This window comes from Paraburkholderia antibiotica (assembly GCF_012927125.1).
GTDB lineage: Bacteria > Pseudomonadota > Gammaproteobacteria > Burkholderiales > Burkholderiaceae > Paraburkholderia > Paraburkholderia antibiotica.
The window spans coordinates 1-24,164 of record NZ_JABBFZ010000021.1 but is presented as its reverse complement, the minus strand read 5'-3'; the positions used below and the strand labels follow the sequence as shown (position 1 = coordinate 24,164).

The window sequence follows — 24,164 nt, the reverse complement described above, 5'->3', positions numbered from 1 at the left end:
TTATGGCCGAAGAACGTGGAGTTCCGATACGCGAACCGACACGGCCCGACACCAGCAACCCGCCGGCAAACCGATTACGCCCCCTCGCCCAACGCCAGCACCGTCACCCCCACCTCCATCCGGTGCGCGCCGCCGCCGAGAATCGTCCCGCGCAGCAACGACACGTCGCTGTAATCCCGCCCGATCGCGAGCGTCACATGATCGAGATCGGCGAGCACGTCGTTGGTCGGATCGAGATCGATCCAGCCGCTGGCCGGACAATGCACCGACACCCACGCATGCGACGCATCCGCGCCGATCAACCTCGGCTGTCCCGGCGGCGGATCGTTGCGCAGATAGCCGCTCACATAGCGCGCCGGCAAGCCGAGCGAACGCAGACAGCCGATCATCACCTGCGCGAAATCCTGGCACACGCCGCTCTTCAACTCGAACGCGCGCTCGGCCGGCGTATCGAACAGCGTCGCCGACGGCTTGTACGCGAAGTCCTCGTGAATGCGATGCATCAGATCGATCGCGCCCGCCACGAGCGGCCGGCCCGGCGTGAAGCTCGGCAACGCGTAGTCGCGCAACGCCGGGCGCAGCGCGATGTTCGGCGACGCGAAACAGAATTCCGCCTCGGGCCGGAACTGGCCACCCACGCGAAAGCGCAGCGCGTCGGCGACCGTCTCCCAGGCGGGCGTCGCGTCGGCATCGAGATCGGTCCAGCGCGGCGTCAGCGCGACCGTGGTTTCGCTGACGAGTTGCAGGCGCTCGTGCGGCGTATCGAGCGCGAAGTACAGCACGTCGTTGCCGAACGCATCGATACGGCTGTGCAGATACGACGGCTCCGGCTCGATCCGCTCGCTACGCGTCACCACGCGCTGCCACGGACACGCGAGCGGCCGGATCGTCGCGAGATGCTGGGCGGTCTCGACATAGGTCGAATAATGGTAAGTGGTCCGATGCGAAACGGACAGCACCGTCGGCGCGTTCTTCATACCCACACCTGCGAGGCGACCGTGGTCGCGTGACTGAAATAGCGCGCGCTGATCTCCTGCGCGGCCGCATTCGCAAAGCCGCCGATCTGATCGCACAGCGCAATCAGCTTGCCGTAGCCGCCGTGTTCATCGACCGCGCACAGCGATTCGAGCGACGGCAGCAGCTCGACCGGCGGCAGCAGTTCCGCGAACGGTCGATGCCGCGCGCCGCCCGCCGCCACCGCGATCTCGTCGAGCTTGTTGCGCAATCGTTCGTACACCCCATAAATCCCGCGCGGATTGTGCGGTTCGATCACCAGCAGATCGAGCAGCGCCGGCACTTCGAAACGCCCCGGATACAACGATCGATACGTAAGCGTGCTATCGAACAGTTGCAGCAGCAGCTCGAAGCCGGCGGGCGTCGCCAGTTGTCCGTTCGCGGCGACCCCGCGCACGAACGCGGCCATCGTCGCGACCCGTTCGATATGACGGCCGACGAACAGCAGCCGCCACGCTTCATCGCGCGTCATGCGATCACCCTGCGCGCCGCTGATCGCCGACAGTTGCACCGACAGATGCTCCAGCGCATTCGCAAGCGTCACACGGTCGTAGCGTTCGAACGCGCTCGCGCCACTGGCACCATTAGCACCACCGGCGCCTGCCCCGCTTCCGCCATTCGCTCCACCGTTCGCTCCATTCGGCAGCAACGTCTGCAACGCGTCCTGGAAGTCGTTGCGCGCCGCGAGAATCACGCGCCAGTGATCGTTCGACAAACGCCCACGCACCTCACCGTTCGCGCGCGCCTGGCAATTGAGATTCTGACTGATGCTCACGCTGCCCGCGCTTTCGCCGAGATTCGCGACCAGCGCGCGCTCGAAGCCGCGCGGCGAAGGCGTGGCGGACACGCCATTCGGCGACGCCAGATCGCCGGGCTGCACGAGACCACACCACGTCGCGAGTTCGATCAGCGTCGGAAACATCGCCTCCGCATCGTTGCCTTCGAGCGAGCCGAGAATCAGCCGCAGCAGCCGCACGTTGTTTTCCGCGCGCTCGCCGTAGCGCCCAGCCCAGAACAGGTTCTCGGCGGCGCGGCTCGACACCGTGCGATGCTTGCGCGCGAGATCGGCGGGCTGCATCGGCGACGGCAGCAGCGTGAACGTCGAGCTCGGCTGGCTCGACAGCACCCATGTATCGACGCTGCTGCCGCCGTGCTGCATCGATACCGTGGTTTGCCGCTCGGCGGCCACGCGCGTGAAGCCGCCCGGCATCACGTGCCAGCCGCCGTTCACATCGGCGATCGCATAGACGCGCAACACCGACGGCCGCCCGCCGATCGTGCCCGCGTCATAGCGCGGCGTGCACGAAAAGCGCTGCTCCTGCTGGATCGTGAACGCATCGGGCAATGCGTCGATGCGCTCGCGCCATGCCGCGAGCGACTGCCTGCCGCCTTCGATGCCGGGCGGCGCATCGCGTCCCGCGAGCGGCCACGTCGGCACGATGAACGCGTCGTCGAGTTGCGCGAAGGCCTGCTCGCGCGCCGCCGCTTCGCCGCACCACCAGGTCGGCACGCCCGGCAGCAGCAGTTCCTCGCCGAGTAGCGCTTCGGCGATGCCCGGCATGAAACCGTGCAGCGCCGGCGATTCGGCGAAACCCGAACCCGGCACGTTCGACACGATCACATTGCCCGCGCGCATCACCTGCAACAGGCCGGGCACGCCGATCGTCGAATCGGCGCGCAACTCGACCGGATCGCAGAACGCGTCGTCGAGACGGCGCAGCACCACGTGCACGCGTTCGAGCCCGGCGAGCGTCTTCAGATAGAGCCGGTCGCCGCGCACGGTCAGGTCCTTGCCCTCGACCAGCGTGACGCCGAGATAGCGCGCGAGAAACACGTGCTCGAAATAGGTCTCGCTGTATGGCCCCGGCGTAAGCAGCGCGATATGCGGCGAGGTAACGGAGGCCGCAGAAGAAGCAGACGCTGAGGATGCCGAAGCGGCACCGCCCTCGCCGTCGCGCAACGTCGCCTGCGCGGTCTGCACGAGCGTCGCGATCAGTTGCGAATAGATCGGCGCGAGGCGGCTCACGCGCAGCGAGCGGAACGGCTCGGCGAACAGCGTCGATACGATCAGGCGGTTTTCGAGCGCATAGCCGAGACCCGACGGCGCTTCGGTGCGCTGCGCGATCACGCTCCAGTCGCCGTCCGGCGAGCGCGCCAGATCGAGCGCGACGACCTGTAAGTACTGGCCGCGCGGCGGCGCGAAGCCCTTCACCGAGCGCAGATAGCCCGGATGCCCGAACACCAGCGCGGGCGGCAGTTGCCCATGTTCGAGCAGCGTCTGCGGTCCGTAGATATCGGCGACGATCGCATTGAGCAGATGCGCGCGCTGCGTGACGCCGCGCTCGATCCGTGCCCACTCGCTCTCGCCGATCAGGAACGGCAGCAGATCGAGCGCCCACGGCCGCGACTTGCCGTTGTCCGCGTAGACGTTGTAGCTGATGTCGTTGTCGCGGATCTGCTGCGCGATCGACGCGTTATGGTCCGCGAGCCGCGCGATGCCGTCTTCGCCGAGCAGCGCGAAGAACTGCCGCCACGGTTCGCGCAGCGCGCCCGACGCGTCGCGCAGTTCGTCCCAATGTCCATCGTGGCCCGGCAGCAACCGTAGCAAGGACGAAGCATCCGCACGCTGCGCGGACGCTTCGAAAGGCAAAGTCGATTGAAAGGCCAAGATCGTGTGGTGTCAGTGACGCATCGTTTTCAACTACGGCGTAGGTCGAGCGTGAACGGAAACTCGAGACTGCGCTGCGGCGTGCCCACCGCGAGCGGCCCCGGCGTATGACCCGACGCGAAGAAGCGCGCGCGCCGCCGGCTTTCCGCCTCGTAGGCGTTGACCGGGAAGGTCTGGTAGTTGCGCCCGCCCGGATGAGCGACATGATACTGGCATCCGCCGAGCGAGCGGCCGGTCCATGTGTCGACGAGGTCGAACGTGAGCGGCGCGTGCACACCGATGGTCGGATGCAGCGCCGACGCCTGCGACCACGCGCGAAAACGCACGCCGGCCACGTACTCGCTGACGCGCCCGGTCGGCTGCAGCGGCACCGGCACGCCGTTCACGCTCAGCACGTGGCGGTTGCCATTCAGCCCCAGCGCGCGCACCTCGAGCCGCTCGACCGACGAATCGACATAACGCACCGTGCCGCCGATTGCCCCCTCTTCGCCCATCACGTGCCACGGTTCGAGCGCGTTGCGTATCGTCAGATCGATGCCGCTCAGCGTCATCTCGCCGACCAGCGGAAAGCGGAATTCGAAGTGCGGCGCGAACCACGCGGCGTCGAATGCGAAGCCGGCTTCGTTCAGTTCGCCGAGCACGTCGTCGAAATCCATCTTCACGAAGGTGCCGAGCAGGAAGCGGTCGTGCAGCTCGGTGCCCCAGCGCGTCAACCGCTGCGTGTACGGCGTGCGCCAGAAACGCGCGACCAGCGCGCGCAGCAGCAGTTGCTGCACGAGGCTCATGCGCGCGTGCGGCGGCATTTCGAAACCGCGCAACTCCAGCAGACCGAGGCGGCCGGTCGGACCGTCGGGCGAATAAAGCTTGTCGATGCAGAACTCGGCGCGGTGCGTGTTGCCGGTCACGTCGATCAGGATGTTACGCAGCGCGCGATCGATCATCCACGGCGGCAGGTTCGCGCCGTCGCGCCCGCCGAGCAGATCGAGTTGCCGCTGCAACTCGGCGAACGCGAGCTCCAGTTCGTAGACCTGATCGTTGCGCGCTTCGTCGATCCGCGGCGCCTGGCTGGTCGGTCCGATGAACAGCCCCGAGAACAGATACGACAGCGACGGATGGTTGTGCCAGTACGCCAGCAGGCTCGCGAGCAGATCGGGGCGGCGCAGGAACGGGCTGTCGGCCGGCGTCGCGCCGCCGAGCACCAGATGATTGCCGCCGCCCGTGCCGGTATGACGGCCGTCGAGCATGAACTTCTCGCTGCTCAGATAGCTGTGCGCGGCCGATTCATACAGGTACTCGGTGTGATCGACCAGCTCGTCCCAGTTCGCGGCCGGATGGATGTTCACCTCGATCACGCCGGGATCCGGCGTCACCTGCAGCACCTTCAGACGCACGTCGCGCGGCGGCGGATAGCCTTCGAGCACGACCTGCATCTTCAGCTCTTCGGCGGTGGCCTCGACGGCGGCGAGCAGGTCGAGATAGTCGTCGAGATCGGTGAGCGGCGGCATGAACACGTGCAGCAACGTGTAGCCGCTGCCGAACGACGCGGCTTCCGCTTGCGGACCGGCCGCGCGTTTCGGGTCGCGCGCCTCGACGCACAACGCGGTGCGCAGCGTGTCTCGCGACGACTGCCCGCGCGCCGGCGGCTGGGCGTTTTCTGGCGCGCTTTCCGGCGCGTTTTCCAGTCCCTCATGCGGCTGACGCGCATACGCGAGCACGCCACCATGCGGCATGCCGCTCAGCAGATCGGCGGCCGAGAGCGACAGTGCCGCTGCATGGCGCGGGTCGGCGTTCAGCACGTCCCGCGCATCGGCCGATGCAGGCTCGCCGCCCTCGCGCGCCGGCTCGTACTGCACGCGCAACTGCGCGGCCGTGCGTAGCGGCGTTACGGGCGCGAACGGATCGTGCGCGTGCTGATACGGATAGTCGGTCTTCGACACCCACGGCAGCGAATCGAGCGGCAGCCGGTAGCCCATCGGCGAATCGCCAGGGATCAGGTACATGCGTTCGTCGCGGAAGAACCAGCGGCCACTGAGCCACTTCGGCACGCTGCCCGACGCGCCGGGCTCACGGCCGATCGGCAGCACGTAGCCGGTCGGGCTGCCGAGCCCGGCGTCGAACACGCGACGCAGCCGCACGCGTTCGAGTTCGTCGTCGAGGCGCGCGTCGAACGGATCGACGTTGACCGGCAGGCGACGCTCGCGCCACAGGTAGTACCAGGTGTCCTCGTAGCCGGGCTGGATGCAATCCGCGTCCACCGACAGCTTCGCGGCCAGATGCGCGAGAAAGCGTTGCGCGTCGCCGGCCGTGTAGCGGCCCGGCTCGCGTTCGTCGGCGAAGAGCGCCGGGTTGTGCCAGCACGGCTCGCCGTCGGCGCGCCAGTACAGCGACATCGCCCAGCGCGGCAACTGCTCGCCCGGATACCACTTGCCCTGGCCGATATGCAGGAAGCCGTTCGCGCCGTAGCGCGCGCGCAGCCGGTCCATCAGCGCGACCGCATAGCCGCGCTTGGTCGGCCCGAGCGCGTCGCTGTTCCATTCGGCGGCGTCGCGCTCGCGCACCGACACGAAGGTCGGCTCGCCGCCCATCGTCAGGCGCACGTCCATGTCGGCGAGTTCGCGGTCGACTTGCGCGCCCATCGTCAGCACGTCGTCCCACGCGGCTTCGCTGTACGGCTTCGTCACGCGCGGCGTTTCCAGCACGCGCTCGATCGACATCGTGTGCTCGAACTCGACCTCGCATTCGTCGACCGCGCCGGAGATCGGCGCCGCGCTGCCCGGCTCCGGCGTGCACGCGACCGGGATATGCCCTTCGCCCGCGAGCAGCCCCGAGGTCGGGTCGAGGCCGATCCAGCCCGCGCCCGGCAGATAGACTTCGCACCATGCGTGCAGGTCGGTGAAGTCGACTTCGGTGCCGCTCGGGCCGTCGATCGATTTGACGTCGGGCGCGAGTTGCAGCAGATAGCCGGATACGAAGCGCGCCGCGAAACCCAGTTGCCGCAAGGTCTCGACCAGCAGCCAGCCCGAATCGCGACACGAACCCGACGCGTTGACGAGCGTTTGCTCGGGCGTCTGCACGCCCGGCTCCATCCGGATCAGGTAGCGGATCTCGTGCTGCAGCCGCTGGTTCAACGCGACGAGAAAATTCGCGGTGCCGGCCGGCGTACGGTCGATGCTCGCGACGAATTCGGCGAAGCGCGGCGTCATCGGCCGCTGGATGCGGTACGGCGCGAGTTCGGCGGCGAGCTCCGGCGCGTAATCGAACGGGAACTGCTCGGCCGACGGTTCGAGAAAGAAATCGAACGGGTTGTAGACGGCCATTTCGGCGACCAGGTCGACGGTCACCTTGAACTCGCAAGTCTGCTCGGGAAACACGAGCCGCGCCTGATAGTTGGCGAACGCGTCCTGCTGCCAGTTGATGAAGTGCTTGACCGGCTCGACCCGCAGCGAGTACGACAGGATCGGCGTACGGCAATGCGGCGCGGGCCGCAGCCGCACGACCTGCGGCGACAGCGACACCCGCCTGTCGTAGCGGTAATGAGTAACGTGATGCAACGCGACGCGTATGGACACTCCGGACTCCTCGACGAAATGGGCAGCCCGCCAAAAAAGCAAGCTCTATGCCGTTGTTCGACCGCCTGTGAGAACTGCGTGGTGTTGCGTGCTGCCTGCTGCTATCTGCTGCTATCTGCTGCTATCTGCTGCTTGCAGCAGTCCGAACGACGTTTCACGCGACATATGCGCCCAAATCGCGCTAGCGCGCTACGGCCTGCGCTTGCATTCAGGGCCGCGCACGGTTTCGGTCTCGCTTTCGCATCTGCTTACCGCGAAGTTCGTCGCGACACACGGAGCTTCGCGCGAACCGCTATCCGGTTTAACCCCGAGCACGCCGAGACACGCCAGCACGCGCCCAGGACGTTTTCCTGACATTTCCCGAGCACCACCATAACGGACCGCGAGCCCTCTTCCGCATCGCCATCGACCCATGCACCAACACGGCGCAGCGCCGATGCACGATCATGACCGTACTGTGCGTTAAAGCGGTGAGCGCTGGCAATCGCGGCATGAAGATTGCGGCCGCGTTTTTTTCACCACCCTTGTCCACCGCCGTTGACCGCCACCGCCGCTAACCCGAGGCCCGCCCGATGAAAACCTTCCACTGCAATCGCTGCGCGCAACTCGTGTTCTACGAGAACGTACGCTGCGAACGCTGCGAATCGCTGCTCGGCTATGTGCCCGAACTCCGCGAGATCAGCGCCTTCGACGCCGCCGGCGAGAACCTCTGGCGCAGTCTGCATCCCCGCGCAAACGGCGCGCTGTTCCGTCAGTGCCACAACTACGCGATCGAAAACGTCTGCAACTGGATGATCCCCGCCGATTCGCCGGACACGCTGTGTCGCGCGTGTCAGCTGACCCGCACGATCCCGAACCTGAGCGCGCCGGACAACCGTCTCTACTGGTATCGGCTGGAAGTCGCGAAGCGGCGTCTGCTGTACACGCTGGCCGAACTCGGTCTCGACGTGCAATCTCGCGACGCGGACCCCGAGCGCGGCCTCGCGTTCGAATTCCTCGCCGACGGCGGCGACGGCGCACCGGTGATGACCGGCCACGACAACGGACTGATCACGCTGAACATCGCCGAGGCCGATGACGCGCACCGCGAGCAGGTGCGCACCGCGATGGGCGAGCCGTATCGCACGCTGCTCGGCCACTTCCGCCACGAGACCGGCCACTACTTCTTCAGCCGGCTGATCGAAAACGAGCCGCGCTGGCTCGAACCGTTTCGCGCGTTGTTCGGCAACGAGCAGGCCGACTACGGCGCGGCGCTGAACGCGTACTACCGCGACGGCGCGCCGCCCGACTGGCAGGCGTCGTACATCAGCGCGTACGCGACGATGCATCCGTGGGAGAACTGGGCGGAGACCTGGGCGCACTATCTGCTGATCGTCGACGTGCTCGATACGTCGACGTCGTACGGCCTCGCGCTGCTGCCCGACGATCCGGACGAACCGACGCTGACCGACCGCACGCCGGTCGAGGACGCGAGCTTCGGCAATCTGATGAAGCGCTGGTTTCCGCTGACCTATGCGCTGAACAGCCTGAACCGCAGTCTCGGGATGGCGGACGGCTATCCGTTTACGCTCGCCGCGCCGGTCGTCGACAAGCTGCGCTTCGTGCATCGGGTGATCGAGGCGGCGGGGGAAAGACGGGGCAAGGGCGTTGAGGGCGTTGAGAGCGCTGAGGTCACTCAGGGCGCTCAAGGTACCGCCGCACTCGACACCGTCGCCAACGACGACCCCGCCACTCCGCAGCGCCAGTTCAACGACGACGCGGGCTGAGCGGTGAGTATCGCGAGCCCATCATCGGGCGCAACGGGTTCATGTCGTCGAATTGCGTTCCCTTCCTCCGATCCGCCGTACAAAACAGCGCATCCGCCAGGCGTCGTTCGTTGTGCAAGCCAACGGTTGTACATGCCAGGCGCCCTGCCTATAGTGAACGGCAACCCGCCTATCGCACGTCAAAGCCCCATCTCAGATCGAGGATGCCGATGAATTCCATCACCCACATCGAGAAGACAGTCACGCTGAAAGCGCCGGTATCTCGCGTCTGGCGTGCCATGACGGACGCCCGCGAGTTCGGTTCGTGGTTCGGGATAGAACTCGCGGGGGAGTTCGTCGAGGGCGAGGCAATCTCCGGCAGCTTCCCGCATGAATTCGACGAAGCCGCGATTCTCGAATTCCAACGCAAACTCGGCCTCTCGCCGACGCGGATCAGAGTCCCCGCCAAGCCGCTCGTTTTCTGCACCGTCGAGCGCATCGAGCCGGAGCGCTACTTCAGCTTTCGCTGGATTCCTTACGGTATCGACATCGAGGCCGACCCGGACAACGAGCCGACGACGCGGGTCGAGTTCAAGCTGGAAGCCGTTGCCGATGGCACATTACTCACGATCGTCGAATCGGGTTTCGAGCATGTGCCGGTCCATCGCCGGCAACGTGCGTTCATGATGAACGACGCCGGTTGGTCCGCGCAGGCCGCCAACGTCAAACGGTATGTCGAGGGCGCGTAGTGTGGTGGTCATAAAAGACATGCGGGACATGCGGGACATGCGGGACATGCGGGACATGCAAAACGCGCGATACCTCACAAGCCGGCTGCTGATCGTCGCGATGTTCGCGTTACCGGTGTTCATGCTCACCAGCGGCTGCGTATCGACGTCGACGGTCACGACAAGACCCTCCCCGAACACATCGGCGACGTTCGCCACCGACGACGCCGCGCTCGCCGGCCGCGTCAAGCAGGCGCTTGCGGCGGACCCGGCGCTGCGCGCGTTGCCGATGAGCGTGGCCACGTATCGCGGCGTCGTGCAGTTGTCGGGCTACGTGGATTCGGACGCGCAGATGCAGCAGGTGCTCGCCGTGACGCGCGCGGTGCCAGGCGTGCAATTCCTGAGCAACGAGCTGCAGCTCAGGCCGCAATGACGCGTAATCGTGCGATAACGCCCAACGCGTAACGAAGCCACGCCAGAAAAAAACCCGCCGCCGATCCAATCGGCAGCGGGCAGCTCTCGCACTTTCTCGCTCAGTTTCCCAACCACTCGACAACGCTTTCAACCCACGCTCAACGTACGCTCCAACGCACGTTCACGCAGCACTCAATACGCGACATAAGGCCCATTCCCACCCGGCGTCGCCTTCTGCTCGATCGCCGCGTACACGCTGCGGCCGTAGAAGAACGGCAGCCCCCAGTCGAATACCGTCGACGTCACGAACGCCGGCCCCGCGAGCAACGGCAACGCCGAGTCGCCGCTATAGGTCTGCGCGATCGACGTCGCGTTGCCGACGTTGAACGTCACCGCGCTGGTCGTGCCGTTCACGCCTTCGATCGTCGCGCTCAGCTGCTGCGTCGACGACGGGCAGTAGTACGCGCCGTTCGGATTCCCGCACGCCGACATCAGCGTGGTCCGGAAAAACAGCCCCGTCGAGCCGCTGTCGAGGATGCTGCTCGGGTACGTGGTGCCGTTCTGCACCGTCGTGAACGTGCCGTTCGACGGATTCACGCCGATCACCTGCGCATTGCCGAGCCCGTTGTTGGTCTGCGTGCCGATGCCGAACACGAGCTGCCCCGACACCGACGGCGCGCCACCCGACACGGTCGGCAGACTGAGGATCGAGCCGTTGTTGTCGGTCGTGAAGTAAGGCACCGGGTTCGCGACCTGATAGGTCTCGGCAAGCGGAATCGACGTGCAGCCCGAGCTCGCGCAGCCGTAGTAGGTCGCCGGGATCGCCTGCTGCACGCAGTTCGCGCCGCAATCGTGCTTGAACACGCCGATGCCGAGAATGCCGTTGGCCTGCAACGCGCCCGGCGTGTTGCGCGATGCGCCGACCGCCGCGCAGTCGGCGGGCAGCGACGCGTAGCCCGGATCGATCACCTGGATCGGCAGCGACGATGCCTTCTCGCCGGCGATCTGCAGATCGGCGAGCTTCACCGCGCCCCACGTGTAGCCGTCGAAGAACTGCATGCATTCGGCGACGAGGTTGCCCGAGCCGTCCTTCTGCTGCGGCAGGCTCATCGAGGCGGGCAGTTGCGACGCGAATACGCGCACGCCCCACGAGCCGGTATCGACGAGCACGTGATCGATCGTCTGGCAGTTGCTGGTGCCGGGCGCGCAGATCGTGATGCTCACGAACGGCATGTTCGGCACGTTGCTGACGCCGGCGTCGACCGTCACGCTCACCGCGTTCGCGGCCAGCGCCTGCGGCGACGGCGACGTGTTGGTCACGGTCGAGCCCGACGGCGCGGCCGTGCTGGAATTGGCGGTCGTGCTCGCGCCGCCGGAACCGCCGCCGCACGCGCTCAACAGCAGCGCCAGAGCCACGATGGGCGCAGCGCCCAGCAAAGTCATCCACGAAGACCTGGATCGCATGATTCGCTCCGTTATTGAATGACGCTGACGTCGACACCCGCGGGCACCGCGCGTGGCAGATACGCGTAACCGGTGAACGCGCGCAGATGACCGCTCGAGAACACCACCAGCTCGTCACTCGACACCGCGAGCGGCGTGCCGCGCCGGCTCGCGTTGGCGGCGACGTAGGCATCGAAGGACGCGCCGAGCATCGACTTCAGGTCGGGCAGCGTCGGGCCGTCCCATGCGACACCGAACACGGTGCCGTTGGACGCCACGTATTCGCGCACCTGGGTGCCCGACGGCAGCGTCAGCTGATGCACCGAATACGCGCCCTGCGTGGTGGCCGCGCGGGCGACCGCATGCAGACGCGCCTGATCGCCGTCGACGGTGCTGGCGTTCTGGCCGAGCGTGGCCTGCGCGGCGAAAGGCAACACGCAGCCCGCCCCGAGCATTGCGCACGCAATGCGGGTAAGAAGCATCGGTTTCAAGAGATTTCCTTCGAGGTGAAACGCCCGTGACCGGCATCGGCCGATCACAAACGCGAAACTAGGGGGCGCACACCTGACCGGCTGAGCCGGATTGCCTTCACGCCGGTTGGGCTGCGTGAATGCGTTGACGGAACGGCGGGGCGAAACTTTAGTGAGGAGGATGGCGCGCGGCAATCGTTTGCGATGCGATTTAAACCTACGCGTTTTGCGATGCCGTTCGATTGTGTTTGACTAATTTCAAGATAATCTTTTACTGACAATGCTTTGAGGTCTATTTAGTTTTCTTATGATGTTTAAAGCGAACGGGTGCAACGGATCTCAAATGCGGCGCGTAAGAATTAGGCGAGCATGAGATGCCGTCGCGACAATGTAAGTATTTGCTGAATAAAAGCCTGCGCAAACGCCAATTCCTCTGACTACTGGCGGGCGCGGCGTTATCGGATAGCGGGCAAAAAAATGCCGCGGCTGGCACAAGGCCAGCCGCGGCATGGAATGGTGTCGAACGTCTGGCGCCCGTTACTTCTTCTGCTGCTGCAGCACCGACTTGAGCTCCTGCACGTTCTCTTCGACGCGTTTTGCGATCACCGCATACGACTCCGCCTGCGTCTGATACGCGGCCTGCGCGAGCTGCTGCATGTCGGCGAGCGACTTGTGCAGGCTCTGCTGGACCAGCTCGGCGGTTTTGGTCGACGGCGACGTGCCGGCCGCCGACAATTGCGCGGTCATCGATTGCAGCTCGCCGAGCGTTGCGCGCAGCATGTCGGCCTGTTTCTGCGCGAGCGACTGCATCCCCGAGAAAGCGGTCTGATTCGCCTGCACCAGCGCTTCCATGTCCTTGCGGCGCGCTTCCATGATGGCGGGCACGTCGAAGCCGGGGAGCTTGAACTGCTCAAGCATTTTGGTGAGATCGCCAAACGGATTGGCGGCTTCAGGTCGGTCCATGCGAAATCCTCCTTGCGGTTGAATACTCGCCGCCTGCGCGTCGCCCTCGACAGGCGCGACGCCGGGGCCGGCGACGACGTGTGCCGTGCTTGCCGCCACGGCAGAGTGGTTTTGGGGTCGCACGGCACATCGGGACAATCATGCGCTATCCGGCCGCATTGCGCCACCGGGCTCACCCTGGCGACGACGCCCCCCGCTTGCAAGGTCCGGTAAGTTACAGATGCATTTCAGTAACCCGACTATTCGACGCTTCGTCTATCGTTGCCGATGTGCCGGCCCACAGTGGGTCGGGCTGTTTCGATGGGAGCGACATCATGAAAAAAGCATTGTTTCGCGCGGCACTGGTCGCGCTGCTGGGCATCACCGCGACGGCCGCGCTCGCCGACGAGGGCATGCCGCCTCCGCCCGCCGCGATGCACGGCGGTGGCCCGCGCAGCGAAGGTCCGGGGCATGGGCCTGGTCCGATGGGTCCGATGATGGGTCAGCCCGGCCCGGCTTTCGCGGTCATCAACGATCTCGAACAGCTGCGCCGCCTGTATGCACTGAGCGGGCACGAGGGCGAGATCGTCGCGGTTTATCACGACGTGCTGAACAAGACGCAGGACCCGATGCTGCGCCACTACGTGTACGACTCGCTCGCGCGCGAGCAACTGAAGCCCGCGAATCCCGAGCAGGCGATCGCGACGCTGCGCACCAGTCTCGCCGAAGATCTCACGGCGGCGAACAAGGCGCCGCATGGGATGTCGGGCGGTACGCCGCCGGGTCAGCCGCCGACGCAAACGCAGTAAATCGCGGCGGTTTTTTAGCCGGTCCTTAGCGCGTATCAGAAAGCAGACGCCGCGTGCAAACGCGGCGGTTTTTCTCCGCAGCGAGCAAAAATTGCGCTGCGTTTAATACCCCCGGTAACCACTCGCAGACCACTCGATAACCACTGGAAGCGCTCCCCCAGCCCCGCCCCGCGCGGCTTTCGCGGCCTACGTTAGCTGCCCCACATTGCCGTCACACTGCCGCTTCTCATCTTCCGTCAGGTGATTAGGATGGGAGCACCAAAACGCCAGAAGCAGGTGAAGGAATGCGCTATCCGATGGACATGGCCATTGCCGCCGCCCTGCTGGTGTTCGTGCTGTGCTGCATCGTCAAACTCGCTTTGAACTGACGGGCGCGTGAGCTTGGCGGGTCGCCGCATCACGCTATTTCTGCCTCTTTTCTGCCTCCTCCCCCGCGCGTTTTCATCGCTTCTTTTCCGCCGTTTTTCCGCTTCTTTCACGCTTTTGCGGTCGACCCCTTAGGCTTTTTTGCGTCGCGCATGAGCCGCACATGAGCCCCGCATAAGCCGCACATAACGCCGAGCACGCACGCTGCGCGCGTCCTCATTTCACCGTGACATCGCTCGAAATAATTGTGGAATGGAGTTCGACCGGCGACTCGCCCATACTGCGTTCGCTGCCGGTGCGTTACGAAACGAACGACGCATGAGATCGACACTGCTTCACGTGCGAATCCCTTCGCCGATGATCGACGATCCCACGGTTGCCCGATCATCGGCCGATTACTTCGAACCGGAACCCAGGATCATCATGTCGACTTCAGTGAACTTCATCAAAAAGAACGCCGTCCGTTTCACCTGCATGGCCCTCGTCTGCGGCAGCGCGCTGCTGAGCGGTTGCGCCGGCGCCGCCGTCACCAACGTCAGCGCGGTGAACGCGCCGGCGAGCGCCGAAGCCGGCGCGCAAGCGACGCTGCATCCGGAGGTGATCTACGTGTCGACGTTCGACGCCGATCCGCAGCAGGTCAAGCTCGATAGCGGGATGCTGCAAAAACTGAAGACGCAGATGTCGGGTTCGTCGACCGCACAGCAACAGGTCGACGACGCGGCCGAGGTGCGCGAACAGGTCGCCGACGAAATCGTCCAGCAACTGCGCTCGGCTGGACTGAACGCGGTGCGCCTCGACAGGCCGCTGCCCGCCGGCCAGAACGCGCTGGTGGTGCAAGGCAGCTTCGAGACGATCGACTCCGGCAATCGCCGCCGCCGCATGCTGATCGGCCTCGGCGCGGGCAAGAGCGAGGTGAGCAGCGCGGTGCGGATCTTCTACCAGCCGGCCGACGGCGCGCCGCGTCTGGTGCAGAGCTTCACCGCGCACGCGGACAGCGGCAAGATGCCCGGCATGGTCGAAACCGCCGGCGTCGGCGCGGCAGCCGGCGTCGTGGCAACCTCGGCGGCGGCGGGCGCGGGGCTGCATGGCGTCGCGGAAACGAAGCGCGCGGGCGTGTCGGCCGATGCGAAGCGCCTCGGCGACGCGGTCGCGAAACAGGTCACGCAGTTCGGCGTCGAAGCGGGCTTCGTGTCGGCGGGGAATGCGCAGAAGAGTTGAGCGCGGGATCGAGCGGCAGTATTGCGGCACAGTTGCGGCAGCATCACGGTAGTCAGCGCGGCGGTGTGGAGTGGTCTCCACGCCGCCGCGTTTTTTTTACCGCCGCCAGAACCCGCGAATGAGCGCGAGCAACGCGGCCGGCGCCGTGCCCTTCTGACAATAGCCATCGAAATTGTGGCGCTCGCGGCCGGTTTCCTTGACGTGATCCTCGTCGAGCGACGTGAACGCGACGATGCCGAGACTATGCGTCGGCAGATAGCGGCGCAGCGCGCTCGCCGTTTCGTAGCCGTCGCGCTCCGGCATCATGATGTCGAGCACGACGACGTCGGGCACCCAGTTGCGCACGCAGCGCAACGCCGCCGAACAGCCGGCCGCGCTGCGCGCGTCGACGCCCTCGTAGGAAAGCCAGGTCGCGAGCGCTTCGGCCGCGTTTGCGTTGTCGTCGACGACAAGCACGCGCGGCACTTCGTGTAATAACTGCACGACTCGGGCACTCCACCGCTGGCAGGTAGACGGGATTCGGGACATGCGGACAACCTGCGATAAAAATAATCAGCCGGACCAGCAAACGGCGTTCCCCGCTTGCCGCAGCGCAGCGATCTCTGCCCGCAGATAATCGGACCCCATCTACCCCCCCTTTCCCCCCCTTTCCCCCATCTATTATGTAAATCGTTGCTTTTATGCAATAGGAATGATTCCCATTTGCACTATAATTCCGCCGAATCTTTCGTTCCGCGCCCCGACGGCTTACATCGCACCGCAGCGTCGTGCGCGCGTGACCAAGAACAAATGCCGCCTGGGTGCCAGGAACCGCCCCGGGACGGAAGATCGACGACCACGCCAACTTTCCATTCATGTCCGTTTCACGCCTGAATCGCCCGCGGGCCACGCCTGCCCAAGCTGCCCTGCATCGCGCCACCATCCTCGCCGCCATCGCCATCGCTTTCAGCGCGCCGGCCGCGGCCTTCGCCCAATCCGCCGATCCGGCCGCCGCCACCGACAGCACGTTGCCGACCGTCAAGGTGCAGGCGCCCAAGGACGTGCTGCCCGGCGACCTGCCGCCGACCTTCGGCGGCGGCCAGGTTGCGCGCGGCGGCGATTTCGGCGTGTTCGGTCAGCAGAAGACCATCGACATGCCGTTCAGCATGAGCACCTACACGTCGAAGCTGATCCAGGACCAGCAGGCCCGCACGATCGCCGACGTGCTCGCGAACGATCCGTCCGTGCGTACCGCGTACGGCTACGGCAACTTTGCGCAGGTGTTCGTGATCCGCGGCTTCCAGCTGTACGGCGACGACGTATCGCTGAACGGCCTGTACGGCATCACGCCGCGCCAGATGGTGAACACCGGGGCGCTCGAACGCGTCGACGTGTTCAAGGGCGCGAATGCGTTCATCGGCGGCGCGGCGCCGTCGAGCTCGGCGATCGGCGGCGGCATCAACCTGCAGTTGAAGCGCGCGGACGACAAGCCGCTCACCAGCGTGACGCTCGAAGGCAGCGCGTCGGGCGAGTTCGGCGCCCACGTCGACGTGGGCCGCCGCTTCGGCAGCGAAGACCAGTTCGGCATCCGCGTGAACCAGGCGAATCGCGACGGCGAAACATCCGTCGACGGCGAACATCGCCGCGACAACACCACCGCGGTGTCGCTCGACTGGCGCGGCGACAAGCTGCGTCTGTACGGCGATTTCCTGTATCAGCGCAACCGCGTGAACGGCGGCCGCCCGACCGTGTTCGTGAACGGCGACACGGTGCCGGAAACGCCGTCGGCGACCTACAACTACGCGCAGACGTGGACCAATACGACGCTCGAAGACACGGTCGGCATCGTGCGCGCGGAATACGACTTCGTGCCGAACTGGACCGCGTACGTCGCGGGCGGCACGCGCCACACCAACGAGTACGGCGACTATGCGTCGCCGTACTACGGCAACACCGGCACGACCGCGTCGCGCCTGTCCGTGCCGCACAAGGAAGATGCGACGTCCGCCGAAGCCGGCGTGCGCGGCCGCTTCAACACCGGCCCGGTGTCGCACTTCGTGACGGCGGGTGCGTCGATCGTGCGCGTCGACGCGCAGTCGGCCTACACGATGAGCGGCTCGTTCGACACCAGCCTCTACAACACGCCGCAGGTCGCGGTCCCGCCGACGCTGTACTCCGGCGGCAACATGGACGATCCGCAGACCACCTCGCTCACGCTGATGCGCAGCGTCGCCGTGTCCGACACCTTAGGCTTCCTGAACGATCGCGTGCTGTTCACGGTTGGCGCGCGTCATCAGTCGATTCTCGCGAACAACTACGACTACACCGGCAAGCAGACGCAGAACTACAACGAGTCGATCACGACGCCGTTGTTCGGCCTCGTCGTCAAGCCGTGGCAGAACGTGGCGCTGTTCGCGAATCGCAGCGAGGCGCTCGGGGTCGGCCAGATCGCTCCGTCGTACGCGGCGAACTTCGGCCAGGCACTGCCGCCCGAGCGCTCGAAGCAGTATGAAGTCGGCGCGAAATACGACAACGGCAAGTACGGTGCGTCGATCGCCGCGTTCCAGATCGAGAAGCCGCAGACCGTCACGAGTAGCGCGAACGTGTTCGGCACCGACGGCACCGAACGGCATCGCGGTATCGAAGCAGCCGTGTTCGGCGAGCCGTACAAAGGCATTCGCCTGATCGCGGGCGCGACGTACATCAACGCGACGCAGCTCGATACCGGCAACAGCGGTACCGACGGCAAGCGTCCGATCGGCGTGCCGAGCTTCATCTTCAACGTCGGCGCCGAATACGACGTGCCGATGCTCAACGGCCTGACGCTGACCGCGCGCTGGACGCACACGGGTCCGCAGTATCTGAACACGACCAATACGCAGTCGATCCCGACGTGGGACACGGTCGACCTCGGCGCGCGCTACGCGACGGTGCTGTTCGGCAAGCCGACCACCTTCCGCGCCAGCCTGCTGAACGTCGCGAACAAGTCGTACTGGGCGTCGACGACCGGCGGTTATCTGACGCAGGGCGCGCCGCGCACGTTCCTGATGTCGATGACGACGGATTTCTGACACGCGATAAACCAGACGCTGGTTTTTGACTGGCGTGATACGGAGGCCGCCTTGATGGCGGCCTTTGTTTTTTGCGGCATGAAAAGAATCGCCGCCGGGTTGTGAGGCCCGGCGGCGATTTTTTTGTGGGGGAATGGCTGGCTATTGTTATCGGGTTGCCGGTGGGGTTATCCGGGACTACGCGGAAAATGCTCAGGATCACTCATGACTGGACTCATGTGCAGATTCCAGCAAATGCACGTGCGAATCCAGCTTCATCGCCCCGGCTGCGTATCGATCGCCACCTGTTCCGCCGTTTTCGTTTCTTGCGGCTCTTGCGCCTCTTTCGTTACACTCTCGCCGGTATCCGCCGCCTCATGCTCCGCTTGTCCGCTGCGCTGCGTCGCCCGCAGCGACCACACGCTATCCACCCGCCCTGCCACCACCCGTTGCCGCGTCTTGCGCCACATCCACGCAAAACACAGCGCGCCGAGCGCCGCGCCGATATCGACGCCCAGCGGCCCCGCGTCGGCGGAAAACCACAAACCGCTCGACGGCACGAGCGCGCCGATCACGCTCGCCAGCGGAATCGCCACAGTCGAAACCGTCGCGAGCGCGAGCAGTTCCACCGATGCACGCGCGGCGCCGCGCAGCATCGCCCACACGATCGAAGCGACGAACACCGTGTAGTAGATGCCGATATGCCATGCATGCAGATCGTCGACGCGTCCGGCGAGCAGCTTGCCCGCGAGCAGCGTCAGCGAAATGCCGCAGATGCAGCCCAGCGCGACGCCGACCGTCAGCGACGCCATCACGAACGTCGAACGCCGCTGCGTCACGGCAATACCGTCGCGTCGCAGCGCCTTGCGGCGGCTTTCGATCCACAGCAGGTTGCCCGAATAGAACAGGAACGCGCCCGCGAGCCCGAGCAGAAAATAGCCCCAGCGCACCGGCGCGCCGCCATAGCTACCGAAGTGCAACGCGTAGAACGCGCTCGTCGACGCCGACCAGTTGTTGCCATTGCCTTCGCCCGGCAGGAACTGCGCGTTCAGAAACTTGCCGCTGAACGGGTCCATCAATGCGAAGCCGCCGTCGCGCGCCAGATAGCGTGCATCGTCGCCGGCCACAAACACCGTTGCGCCAGGCTGACCCGCGCGACGATAGCGCAGTGCGGTCGGCTCGAAACGCGGTGCGCGCTCGTGCACCTTGGCGAGCAGTTGCGCGGGCGGCAGCATCGTCGGCGCGGGTTCGGAGGCTGCGTTCTTCGCGACCGGTGCCTGCGCGAAGAACGGATTCTGCGCGAGCATCATCGGCTGCAGCGCGCGCTCGTAGATCACCTTGTCCTGCACGTTGAAGATGTAATCGCCGAGACCGAACGCGACCACCGACAGCGCCATCACCAGATGAAACGGCAGACTCAGAATGCCGATCACGTTGTGCGCGTCGAGCCACATCCGCTTCAGATTCTTGCCGATGCGCAGCGCGAACAGATCCTTGATGAGCGTCGGCAACAGCACGATCACGCCCGACACCAGCGCGAGTCCGTACAGCAGCGACACCACGCCCATCACGCCCATGCCGACGTCGTAGCCGCCCGGCACGCCGGCCGTCATGTGCAGCACGTCGATAAAGCGCGCCGCGTCCGAGGGCCGGCTTTGCGCGCTGCGCAACTGGCCAGCGTCGTCGAGCCACGCATCCCAGCGCTGCCCCGGCGCGGACTGCCACGAAAGCCGCACGCGATCATCGCCGACGAGCGACAGCGTGAACAACTTGCGCGCGGCCGGATACGCATCGAGCGTGCGGTCGATCAGGACGTCGGCGCGCTCGAGCGGCACCGACGGCGACGCGGCAACCGTAGGCGGCGTGGTCCAGTCGCTGAGCGAATCCTTGAACATCGTGATCGCGCCCGCGTAGAACGCGATGAAAAGCAGCAGACCGGCGACGATGCCAGTCCACGTATGAACGGTCTTATAGACGCGAAGAATGTCGCTACGCATGCTGAAAGGAGGATCAAACGGGCGGCACGCCGCTCGCGGAATAAATGACGGAAGCTAGCGAACGCAGCGCACGCTCATGCGCGCGGCGCTCAGAACGGCACATGCTGACAGAGCAGCACGAGCGCGAACGCGACGACGTTGCTCAACGCGAGCCAACCGAACGCACGCGCGCCGCTGCGAAACATGAACGAAGCCGACGCGATCGCGATCCACAGCGGCGGCACCAGCCACATCGCGACGTGGAATTTGCTCGGCGCATCGAGACCGCCCGACGAGAAGCGCGCGAATAACGCGCTCGCGGCGATCGCAAGGCCGAAACCGCCGAGCATGCCGGCCACGAACCTGGCGAGCAGATCGCGCTCGATCGAACCGGGCGCGCGCCGGCTGGCGGATGGGCGGGTCATCGTTCGCGTCATCGTGCGAGGCGCCGGGCGCGGTTGCGTTCGAGCAGCGCGCCGATAAACGGCCACGCGGTGAGGCTCGCCATCAGCGTCGTCACGACGACCGACAGCGCCGTCGCCGGCTGCAACGCGCGCGCCGCGAAAACCACCGACAGCGCAACGCAAATAGCGGCGCCGATGCGCGTCGGACGACCGGGCCACGGTGCGCGGAGCCAGCGCTGGCCGGGCGAGCCGAGATAAAACAGCAACGCGCCGGCGACGGCCGGCGCGACGATTGGAAGATTCCCCATGATTCGGTGAAAACGGCTGGAGTGGGCGGGGTTTAATGCCTATTAATGAGAATCATTATCATACATGGAATGTGCTGAGGGAGTGGCGGCGGTGGGGTGCCGGTTATAGTGCAGTCCCGTCTACGCATCGTTAATGGTTAAATTCTTCGTCGTAGAGGTGTCGCTCATTGACCAACCTGTCATCAAGCCTTGCATAGCAAGGCCACCCGGACATCGCGCGACAGTTAACCAGAGTAGATCAGACGTCAAATCGTACCCGTATCGCCGCCAGTTCATATGAGCTAGCACTCATTGCATTACTTCCCGGCTCGAATCTCGGCCAGTGCCTTCTCCAGCAGCTTCATGTCCGGCGGGTTTTTTTGCGAAGCTTTGCTTCCTAGCCATCGATGTACAAGGTTCTTAGGTCCGCTCGCGAGCTTGGTTCCTTCCTCAGTCAATTCACTCCTCATGAGTGAGCGTCTCGCAATATTCCCGCTTCCGTCACTGACCTTGCATTTCAGCAGCGAGTTTCGTTCAAGAAACAAGAATAGGCTTTCCATCTTCTGCCTTACAGACGCAGCCATGTCAGGAGCATTGATATATGACCCCAGTAACTGGTCTATATCCCACATCTTGTAGTCGTCTAGCATTACTCAATTCTCTCGATAACCGATGCACCATTCACGGGTACTAATTGACCAGTGCTTCTATTTCGTACAAACGTTCCGCCGATACCTAAGATCCGGTTTTCCTTGGCAAGCTGGTCAACCTTATCGGCTGTCGGGCTCGTCACTTCGTAGGTTTGCGCCTGCCCGTTCTCAATTACTGCCGTATCGATCCGCCGACGCTCACCCGTATCCGGGTCTCTCACGGACTGGCCTCGCGCATTGCGCAAGTAGCACTGACACTGGATTGTCGCATTCGGATGCTGCGCTTTCATGCGCGCGTTGAACACGTCCTCACGCCGCGCACCTTCAACCGCATTAGTGATTCGATCCAGTCCTAAGGGGTCGACCCACCCGATAGGGTTTGGCGCGTACTGGTAGACATTGATCCCACCCGCCAACCCAATCGGATCCTTCGTAATGAACCGCCCATTCTGCGGATCATAGTACCGGTGCCGGTTATAGGCGAGCTCCGTCTCCTCGTCATGATACTGCCCCTGGAACCGGATCCGGTTATCCGCGCCAACCGCATCGGCCTTGCCATACGGCGCACGCTTTACCTCACCCCACGCCTTGTACCGCGCAAGCCACACCACCTTGCCCGACTCGTCCACCATCTCCTGCGGCGTGCCCAGGTGATCATTCTGGTAGAAGTAGGTGGCATGCCGCGTCCTCGCCGCCACCTGCACAAAACGCCCGTCCGTACCCGTCGCGAGAAACGCCGGCTCCACCAGCTTCTCGTCAAGCCGCGCAAGCGGCACGAACGATCCCGGCTCGTGCAGATAAAGCGACGCCGCCTGCCACTCATGATGTGTGTCAAGCGTATGCATGCGCTGCGCGACCGGCAGCGAATACACATCCTCCGGCTCCTCCCGCACGATCTGCGCCCTGCGGAACTCCAGCCCGCGATACACATGCTCGTGCTTCACCGGCAGCCGGAAGCGCTCCTCCATCAGCAGCACATCGCCGTCCCACGTGAAGAACGTGCGCTCGATCCCGCCATCCGGTCGCGTCACCTTCTTCTTCGTGCGTCGCCCAAACGCATCGTACGCAAAACTCACTTCCAGCAGCGGCCGCACACTCCCATCGACGAACCGCGCACCACCACCCGCCACCGGTTCCCTACGCGCCAGCTCATCCGCCTCCGGCGGCTTCGCATAGCGCTTCGCTTCGATCAGCCGGTTCGCTGCGTCGTACCCGTACAGCCACGTCGTGCCGTCCGGATCGACCCGCCGCACGAGGTTGCCATGCGCATCGTGTGCATAGCGTGTGCGGTTCAGCCCCTTCAGCACGTTGCCGATGCACTTCGGCAGCGACGCCTCCCATGCGTCCAGCCTGCGCGTATCCTCCACGCCTCGCCTGTTGTAACGCAGCGGTGGATATTTTTCGCCAGGATTCGCCCGCAGCCATGCGGCGTCCTCGGCACGCTCCCGCGCGAAGCGCGACGCCTGTTCTTCCGGCGTCTCGACCTCCGGCCTCGGCGGCACCTTCTCCGGGTCGACCGGATTGCCTGCCCGGTCGAACGCAAAGACTTCGGTCAGGTCCGGCGTCACGGACTTCAGCAGCCGCCCGACCGGATCATAGGTGTAATCCGTCGCACCACGCGCGTGATCATCGATACGCGTGAGGTGGCCCGCCGCGCTGTAATGCAGCCGCCGCTCGGCAATGCGCTCATGTGGGCTGGCCGCGCCCATCTGCTTCACCGTGAACCGCGCCAGCCGCCCCATCGGATCGTATTCGCGCGCCTGGCTGAAAGCCGCATGCGTGCGACCCGTCTCGCGGTGCAGCCGGTCGCGCTCGAAGTCCACCAGCGGCGCGCCGTCGATTTGAATTCGCAGTCAGTGATCTGTACAGGTCGCAATCCAGATAGAGGAACAAAGGGGCCGCAATCGCGGCCCCTTTCCATTATTTCCCGGCCCGAATCTCAGCCAGCGCCTTCTCCAGCAGCTTCATGTCCGGCGGGTCCTTCTTCGATCCCTCCGATTTCAGCCACGCACCTTCTTTCCGGCGTATCAACTCGACTCCCTCCGCCGTGAAATCGTCCTTTCGATATTCACGGTCAATCAGATCGCCTTTGGCATCAAACATTTTCACGGTCACCAACTCGTTGTCTGCGAAGAATCGCCGAAGCGCAACCAGTGATCGCCTAACGATTTCCTGCGATTTGACGTCGGGAACAAAGTTACCGTCATCATCCATCCTTTCGTAGCGGGATGCGAAGTTTTCAACGGTTCCCCAAACTAAGTAGTTCTGCATCATGGAAGTTGTCTAATCTTCGATGGCCCGTTAAGGAAAGTCTGCAAAATTCCTGGCATTGATGTGAGGGTGGACTATCCTGGGAGCAGGAGAATTTAAGGGGTGGGTGATGGCACAACTTGGCCTTGGTCTGGATCTGTCAACGAAACGCACGCGCAAAC

The 24,164-nt window shown here is 64.8% G+C and carries 19 protein-coding genes; 6 read left to right on the top strand and 13 right to left on the bottom strand.

Annotated elements, in window-relative coordinates; all coding sequences use genetic code 11:
* Positions 1–74: 74 nt before the first annotated feature.
* The 3 genes from HHL14_RS26495 to HHL14_RS26485 are packed head-to-tail and all read right to left on the bottom strand — an operon-like array spanning position 75 to position 7,251.
* Complete coding sequence (locus HHL14_RS26495; RefSeq protein WP_169500558.1) at positions 75–977, bottom strand: transglutaminase family protein; 903 nt, start codon at positions 975–977, stop codon at positions 75–77.
* Positions 974–3,682, bottom strand: coding sequence for a circularly permuted type 2 ATP-grasp protein (locus tag HHL14_RS26490; RefSeq protein WP_169500557.1), 2,709 nt, complete (start codon positions 3,680–3,682; stop codon positions 974–976). The genes HHL14_RS26495 and HHL14_RS26490 overlap by 4 nt, the downstream gene beginning before the upstream one ends.
* Positions 3,683–3,711: 29 nt before the next feature.
* On the bottom strand, positions 3,712–7,251 hold the full coding sequence (locus HHL14_RS26485) for a transglutaminase family protein (protein ID WP_169500556.1): 3,540 nt from the start codon (positions 7,249–7,251) through the stop codon (positions 3,712–3,714).
* 572 nt (positions 7,252–7,823) lie between these two features.
* Between HHL14_RS26485 and HHL14_RS26480 the strand changes: the two genes are divergently transcribed.
* The 3 genes from HHL14_RS26480 (at position 7,824) to HHL14_RS26470 (ending at position 10,157) form a co-directional block, all read left to right on the top strand.
* Entirely contained in the window at positions 7,824–9,017 is a 1,194-nt protein-coding gene (locus HHL14_RS26480; RefSeq protein ID WP_230413214.1) for a zinc-binding metallopeptidase family protein, read from the top strand.
* 209 nt (positions 9,018–9,226) lie between these two features.
* Positions 9,227–9,745: an SRPBCC family protein gene (locus HHL14_RS26475; protein WP_169500555.1), complete on the top strand. Its 519-nt coding sequence runs from the start codon at positions 9,227–9,229 to the stop codon at positions 9,743–9,745.
* 121 nt (positions 9,746–9,866) lie between these two features.
* Positions 9,867–10,157: a BON domain-containing protein gene (locus HHL14_RS26470; protein ID WP_407945310.1), complete on the top strand. Its 291-nt coding sequence runs from the start codon at positions 9,867–9,869 to the stop codon at positions 10,155–10,157.
* 173 nt (positions 10,158–10,330) lie between these two features.
* Here the strand turns inward: HHL14_RS26470 and HHL14_RS26465 are convergent, their stop codons facing one another.
* The 3 genes from HHL14_RS26465 to phaP all read right to left on the bottom strand — a co-directional run bounded on the left by HHL14_RS26465 (position 10,331) and on the right by phaP (position 13,014).
* Positions 10,331–11,602 carry a DUF3443 domain-containing protein gene (locus HHL14_RS26465; RefSeq protein WP_169500553.1) on the bottom strand — a complete coding sequence of 424 codons (1,272 nt, stop codon included), beginning with the start codon at positions 11,600–11,602 and terminating at the stop codon, positions 10,331–10,333.
* Between the two features lie 11 nt (positions 11,603–11,613).
* Positions 11,614–12,063 (bottom strand): DUF2844 domain-containing protein, encoded by a 450-nt coding sequence (locus tag HHL14_RS26460; RefSeq protein ID WP_206002533.1) that lies wholly within the window; start codon positions 12,061–12,063, stop codon positions 11,614–11,616.
* A 525-nt stretch (positions 12,064–12,588) separates the two neighbouring features.
* Positions 12,589–13,014, bottom strand: a complete 426-nt coding sequence (gene phaP, locus HHL14_RS26455; protein WP_169500551.1) for a phasin family protein — start codon at positions 13,012–13,014, stop codon at positions 12,589–12,591.
* A 314-nt stretch (positions 13,015–13,328) separates the two neighbouring features.
* Here phaP and HHL14_RS26450 point away from each other — a divergent pair, with 314 nt between their 5' ends.
* Both HHL14_RS26450 and HHL14_RS26445 read left to right on the top strand, forming a co-directional pair.
* Positions 13,329–13,802: a hypothetical protein gene (locus tag HHL14_RS26450; RefSeq protein ID WP_169500550.1), complete on the top strand. Its 474-nt coding sequence runs from the start codon at positions 13,329–13,331 to the stop codon at positions 13,800–13,802.
* Between the two features lie 789 nt (positions 13,803–14,591).
* Positions 14,592–15,386 (top strand): DUF4410 domain-containing protein, encoded by a 795-nt coding sequence (locus HHL14_RS26445; RefSeq protein ID WP_169500549.1) that lies wholly within the window; start codon positions 14,592–14,594, stop codon positions 15,384–15,386.
* 96 nt (positions 15,387–15,482) lie between these two features.
* Here HHL14_RS26445 and HHL14_RS26440 read toward each other — a convergent pair whose 3' ends face one another.
* Entirely contained in the window at positions 15,483–15,914 is a 432-nt protein-coding gene (locus HHL14_RS26440) for a response regulator (protein WP_206002527.1), read from the bottom strand.
* Between the two features lie 326 nt (positions 15,915–16,240).
* On the opposite strand from HHL14_RS26440, the gene HHL14_RS26435 reads away from it, so the two are divergent.
* Positions 16,241–18,436 (top strand): TonB-dependent receptor, encoded by a 2,196-nt coding sequence (locus HHL14_RS26435; RefSeq protein WP_169500547.1) that lies wholly within the window; start codon positions 16,241–16,243, stop codon positions 18,434–18,436.
* Positions 18,437–18,690: 254 nt separating this feature from the next.
* Here HHL14_RS26435 and HHL14_RS26430 read toward each other — a convergent pair whose 3' ends face one another.
* The 6 genes from HHL14_RS26430 to HHL14_RS26405 form a co-directional block, all read right to left on the bottom strand.
* Positions 18,691–20,412, bottom strand: coding sequence for a PepSY-associated TM helix domain-containing protein (locus HHL14_RS26430; RefSeq protein ID WP_169500546.1), 1,722 nt, complete (start codon positions 20,410–20,412; stop codon positions 18,691–18,693).
* 89 nt (positions 20,413–20,501) lie between these two features.
* A complete protein-coding gene (locus HHL14_RS26425; protein ID WP_169500545.1) occupies positions 20,502–20,816 on the bottom strand; it encodes a hypothetical protein in 315 nt (104 codons plus the stop codon).
* An 8-nt stretch (positions 20,817–20,824) separates the two neighbouring features.
* The gene (locus HHL14_RS26420; RefSeq protein ID WP_169500544.1) at positions 20,825–21,103 is read right to left on the bottom strand and encodes a hypothetical protein; all 279 of its coding nucleotides are present in this window, start codon (positions 21,101–21,103) and stop codon (positions 20,825–20,827) included.
* A gap of 296 nt (positions 21,104–21,399) precedes the next feature.
* On the bottom strand, positions 21,400–21,732 hold the full coding sequence (locus HHL14_RS26415; protein ID WP_169500543.1) for a hypothetical protein: 333 nt from the start codon (positions 21,730–21,732) through the stop codon (positions 21,400–21,402).
* Positions 21,732–23,555, bottom strand: coding sequence for an RHS repeat-associated core domain-containing protein (locus HHL14_RS26410; protein ID WP_329601735.1), 1,824 nt, complete (start codon positions 23,553–23,555; stop codon positions 21,732–21,734). The genes HHL14_RS26415 and HHL14_RS26410 overlap by 1 nt, the downstream gene beginning before the upstream one ends.
* A 97-nt stretch (positions 23,556–23,652) precedes the next feature.
* Positions 23,653–24,006, bottom strand: coding sequence for a hypothetical protein (locus HHL14_RS26405; protein WP_169500542.1), 354 nt, complete (start codon positions 24,004–24,006; stop codon positions 23,653–23,655).
* Between the last annotated feature and the right edge of the window lie 158 nt (positions 24,007–24,164).

Bases quoted from the DNA above. Each gene is read 5' to 3' on its own strand.
- HHL14_RS26495 (WP_169500558.1), bottom strand. From the start codon at position 977: ATGAAGAACGCGCCGACGGTGCTGTCCGTTTCGCATCGGACCACTTAC.
- HHL14_RS26480 (WP_230413214.1), top strand. From the start codon at position 7,824: ATGAAAACCTTCCACTGCAATCGCTGCGCGCAACTCGTGTTCTACGAG.
- HHL14_RS26475 (WP_169500555.1), top strand. From the start codon at position 9,227: ATGAATTCCATCACCCACATCGAGAAGACAGTCACGCTGAAAGCGCCG.
- HHL14_RS26470 (WP_407945310.1), top strand. From the start codon at position 9,867: ATGCTCACCAGCGGCTGCGTATCGACGTCGACGGTCACGACAAGACCC.
- HHL14_RS26465 (WP_169500553.1), bottom strand. From the start codon at position 11,602: ATGCGATCCAGGTCTTCGTGGATGACTTTGCTGGGCGCTGCGCCCATC.
- HHL14_RS26460 (WP_206002533.1), bottom strand. From the start codon at position 12,063: ATGCTTCTTACCCGCATTGCGTGCGCAATGCTCGGGGCGGGCTGCGTG.
- phaP (WP_169500551.1), bottom strand. From the start codon at position 13,014: ATGGACCGACCTGAAGCCGCCAATCCGTTTGGCGATCTCACCAAAATG.
- HHL14_RS26450 (WP_169500550.1), top strand. From the start codon at position 13,329: ATGAAAAAAGCATTGTTTCGCGCGGCACTGGTCGCGCTGCTGGGCATC.
- HHL14_RS26445 (WP_169500549.1), top strand. From the start codon at position 14,592: ATGTCGACTTCAGTGAACTTCATCAAAAAGAACGCCGTCCGTTTCACC.
- HHL14_RS26440 (WP_206002527.1), bottom strand. From the start codon at position 15,914: ATGTCCCGAATCCCGTCTACCTGCCAGCGGTGGAGTGCCCGAGTCGTG.
- HHL14_RS26435 (WP_169500547.1), top strand. From the start codon at position 16,241: ATGTCCGTTTCACGCCTGAATCGCCCGCGGGCCACGCCTGCCCAAGCT.
- HHL14_RS26430 (WP_169500546.1), bottom strand. From the start codon at position 20,412: ATGCGTAGCGACATTCTTCGCGTCTATAAGACCGTTCATACGTGGACT.
- HHL14_RS26425 (WP_169500545.1), bottom strand. From the start codon at position 20,816: ATGACCCGCCCATCCGCCAGCCGGCGCGCGCCCGGTTCGATCGAGCGC.
- HHL14_RS26420 (WP_169500544.1), bottom strand. From the start codon at position 21,103: ATGGGGAATCTTCCAATCGTCGCGCCGGCCGTCGCCGGCGCGTTGCTG.
- HHL14_RS26415 (WP_169500543.1), bottom strand. From the start codon at position 21,732: ATGCTAGACGACTACAAGATGTGGGATATAGACCAGTTACTGGGGTCA.
- HHL14_RS26405 (WP_169500542.1), bottom strand. From the start codon at position 24,006: ATGATGCAGAACTACTTAGTTTGGGGAACCGTTGAAAACTTCGCATCC.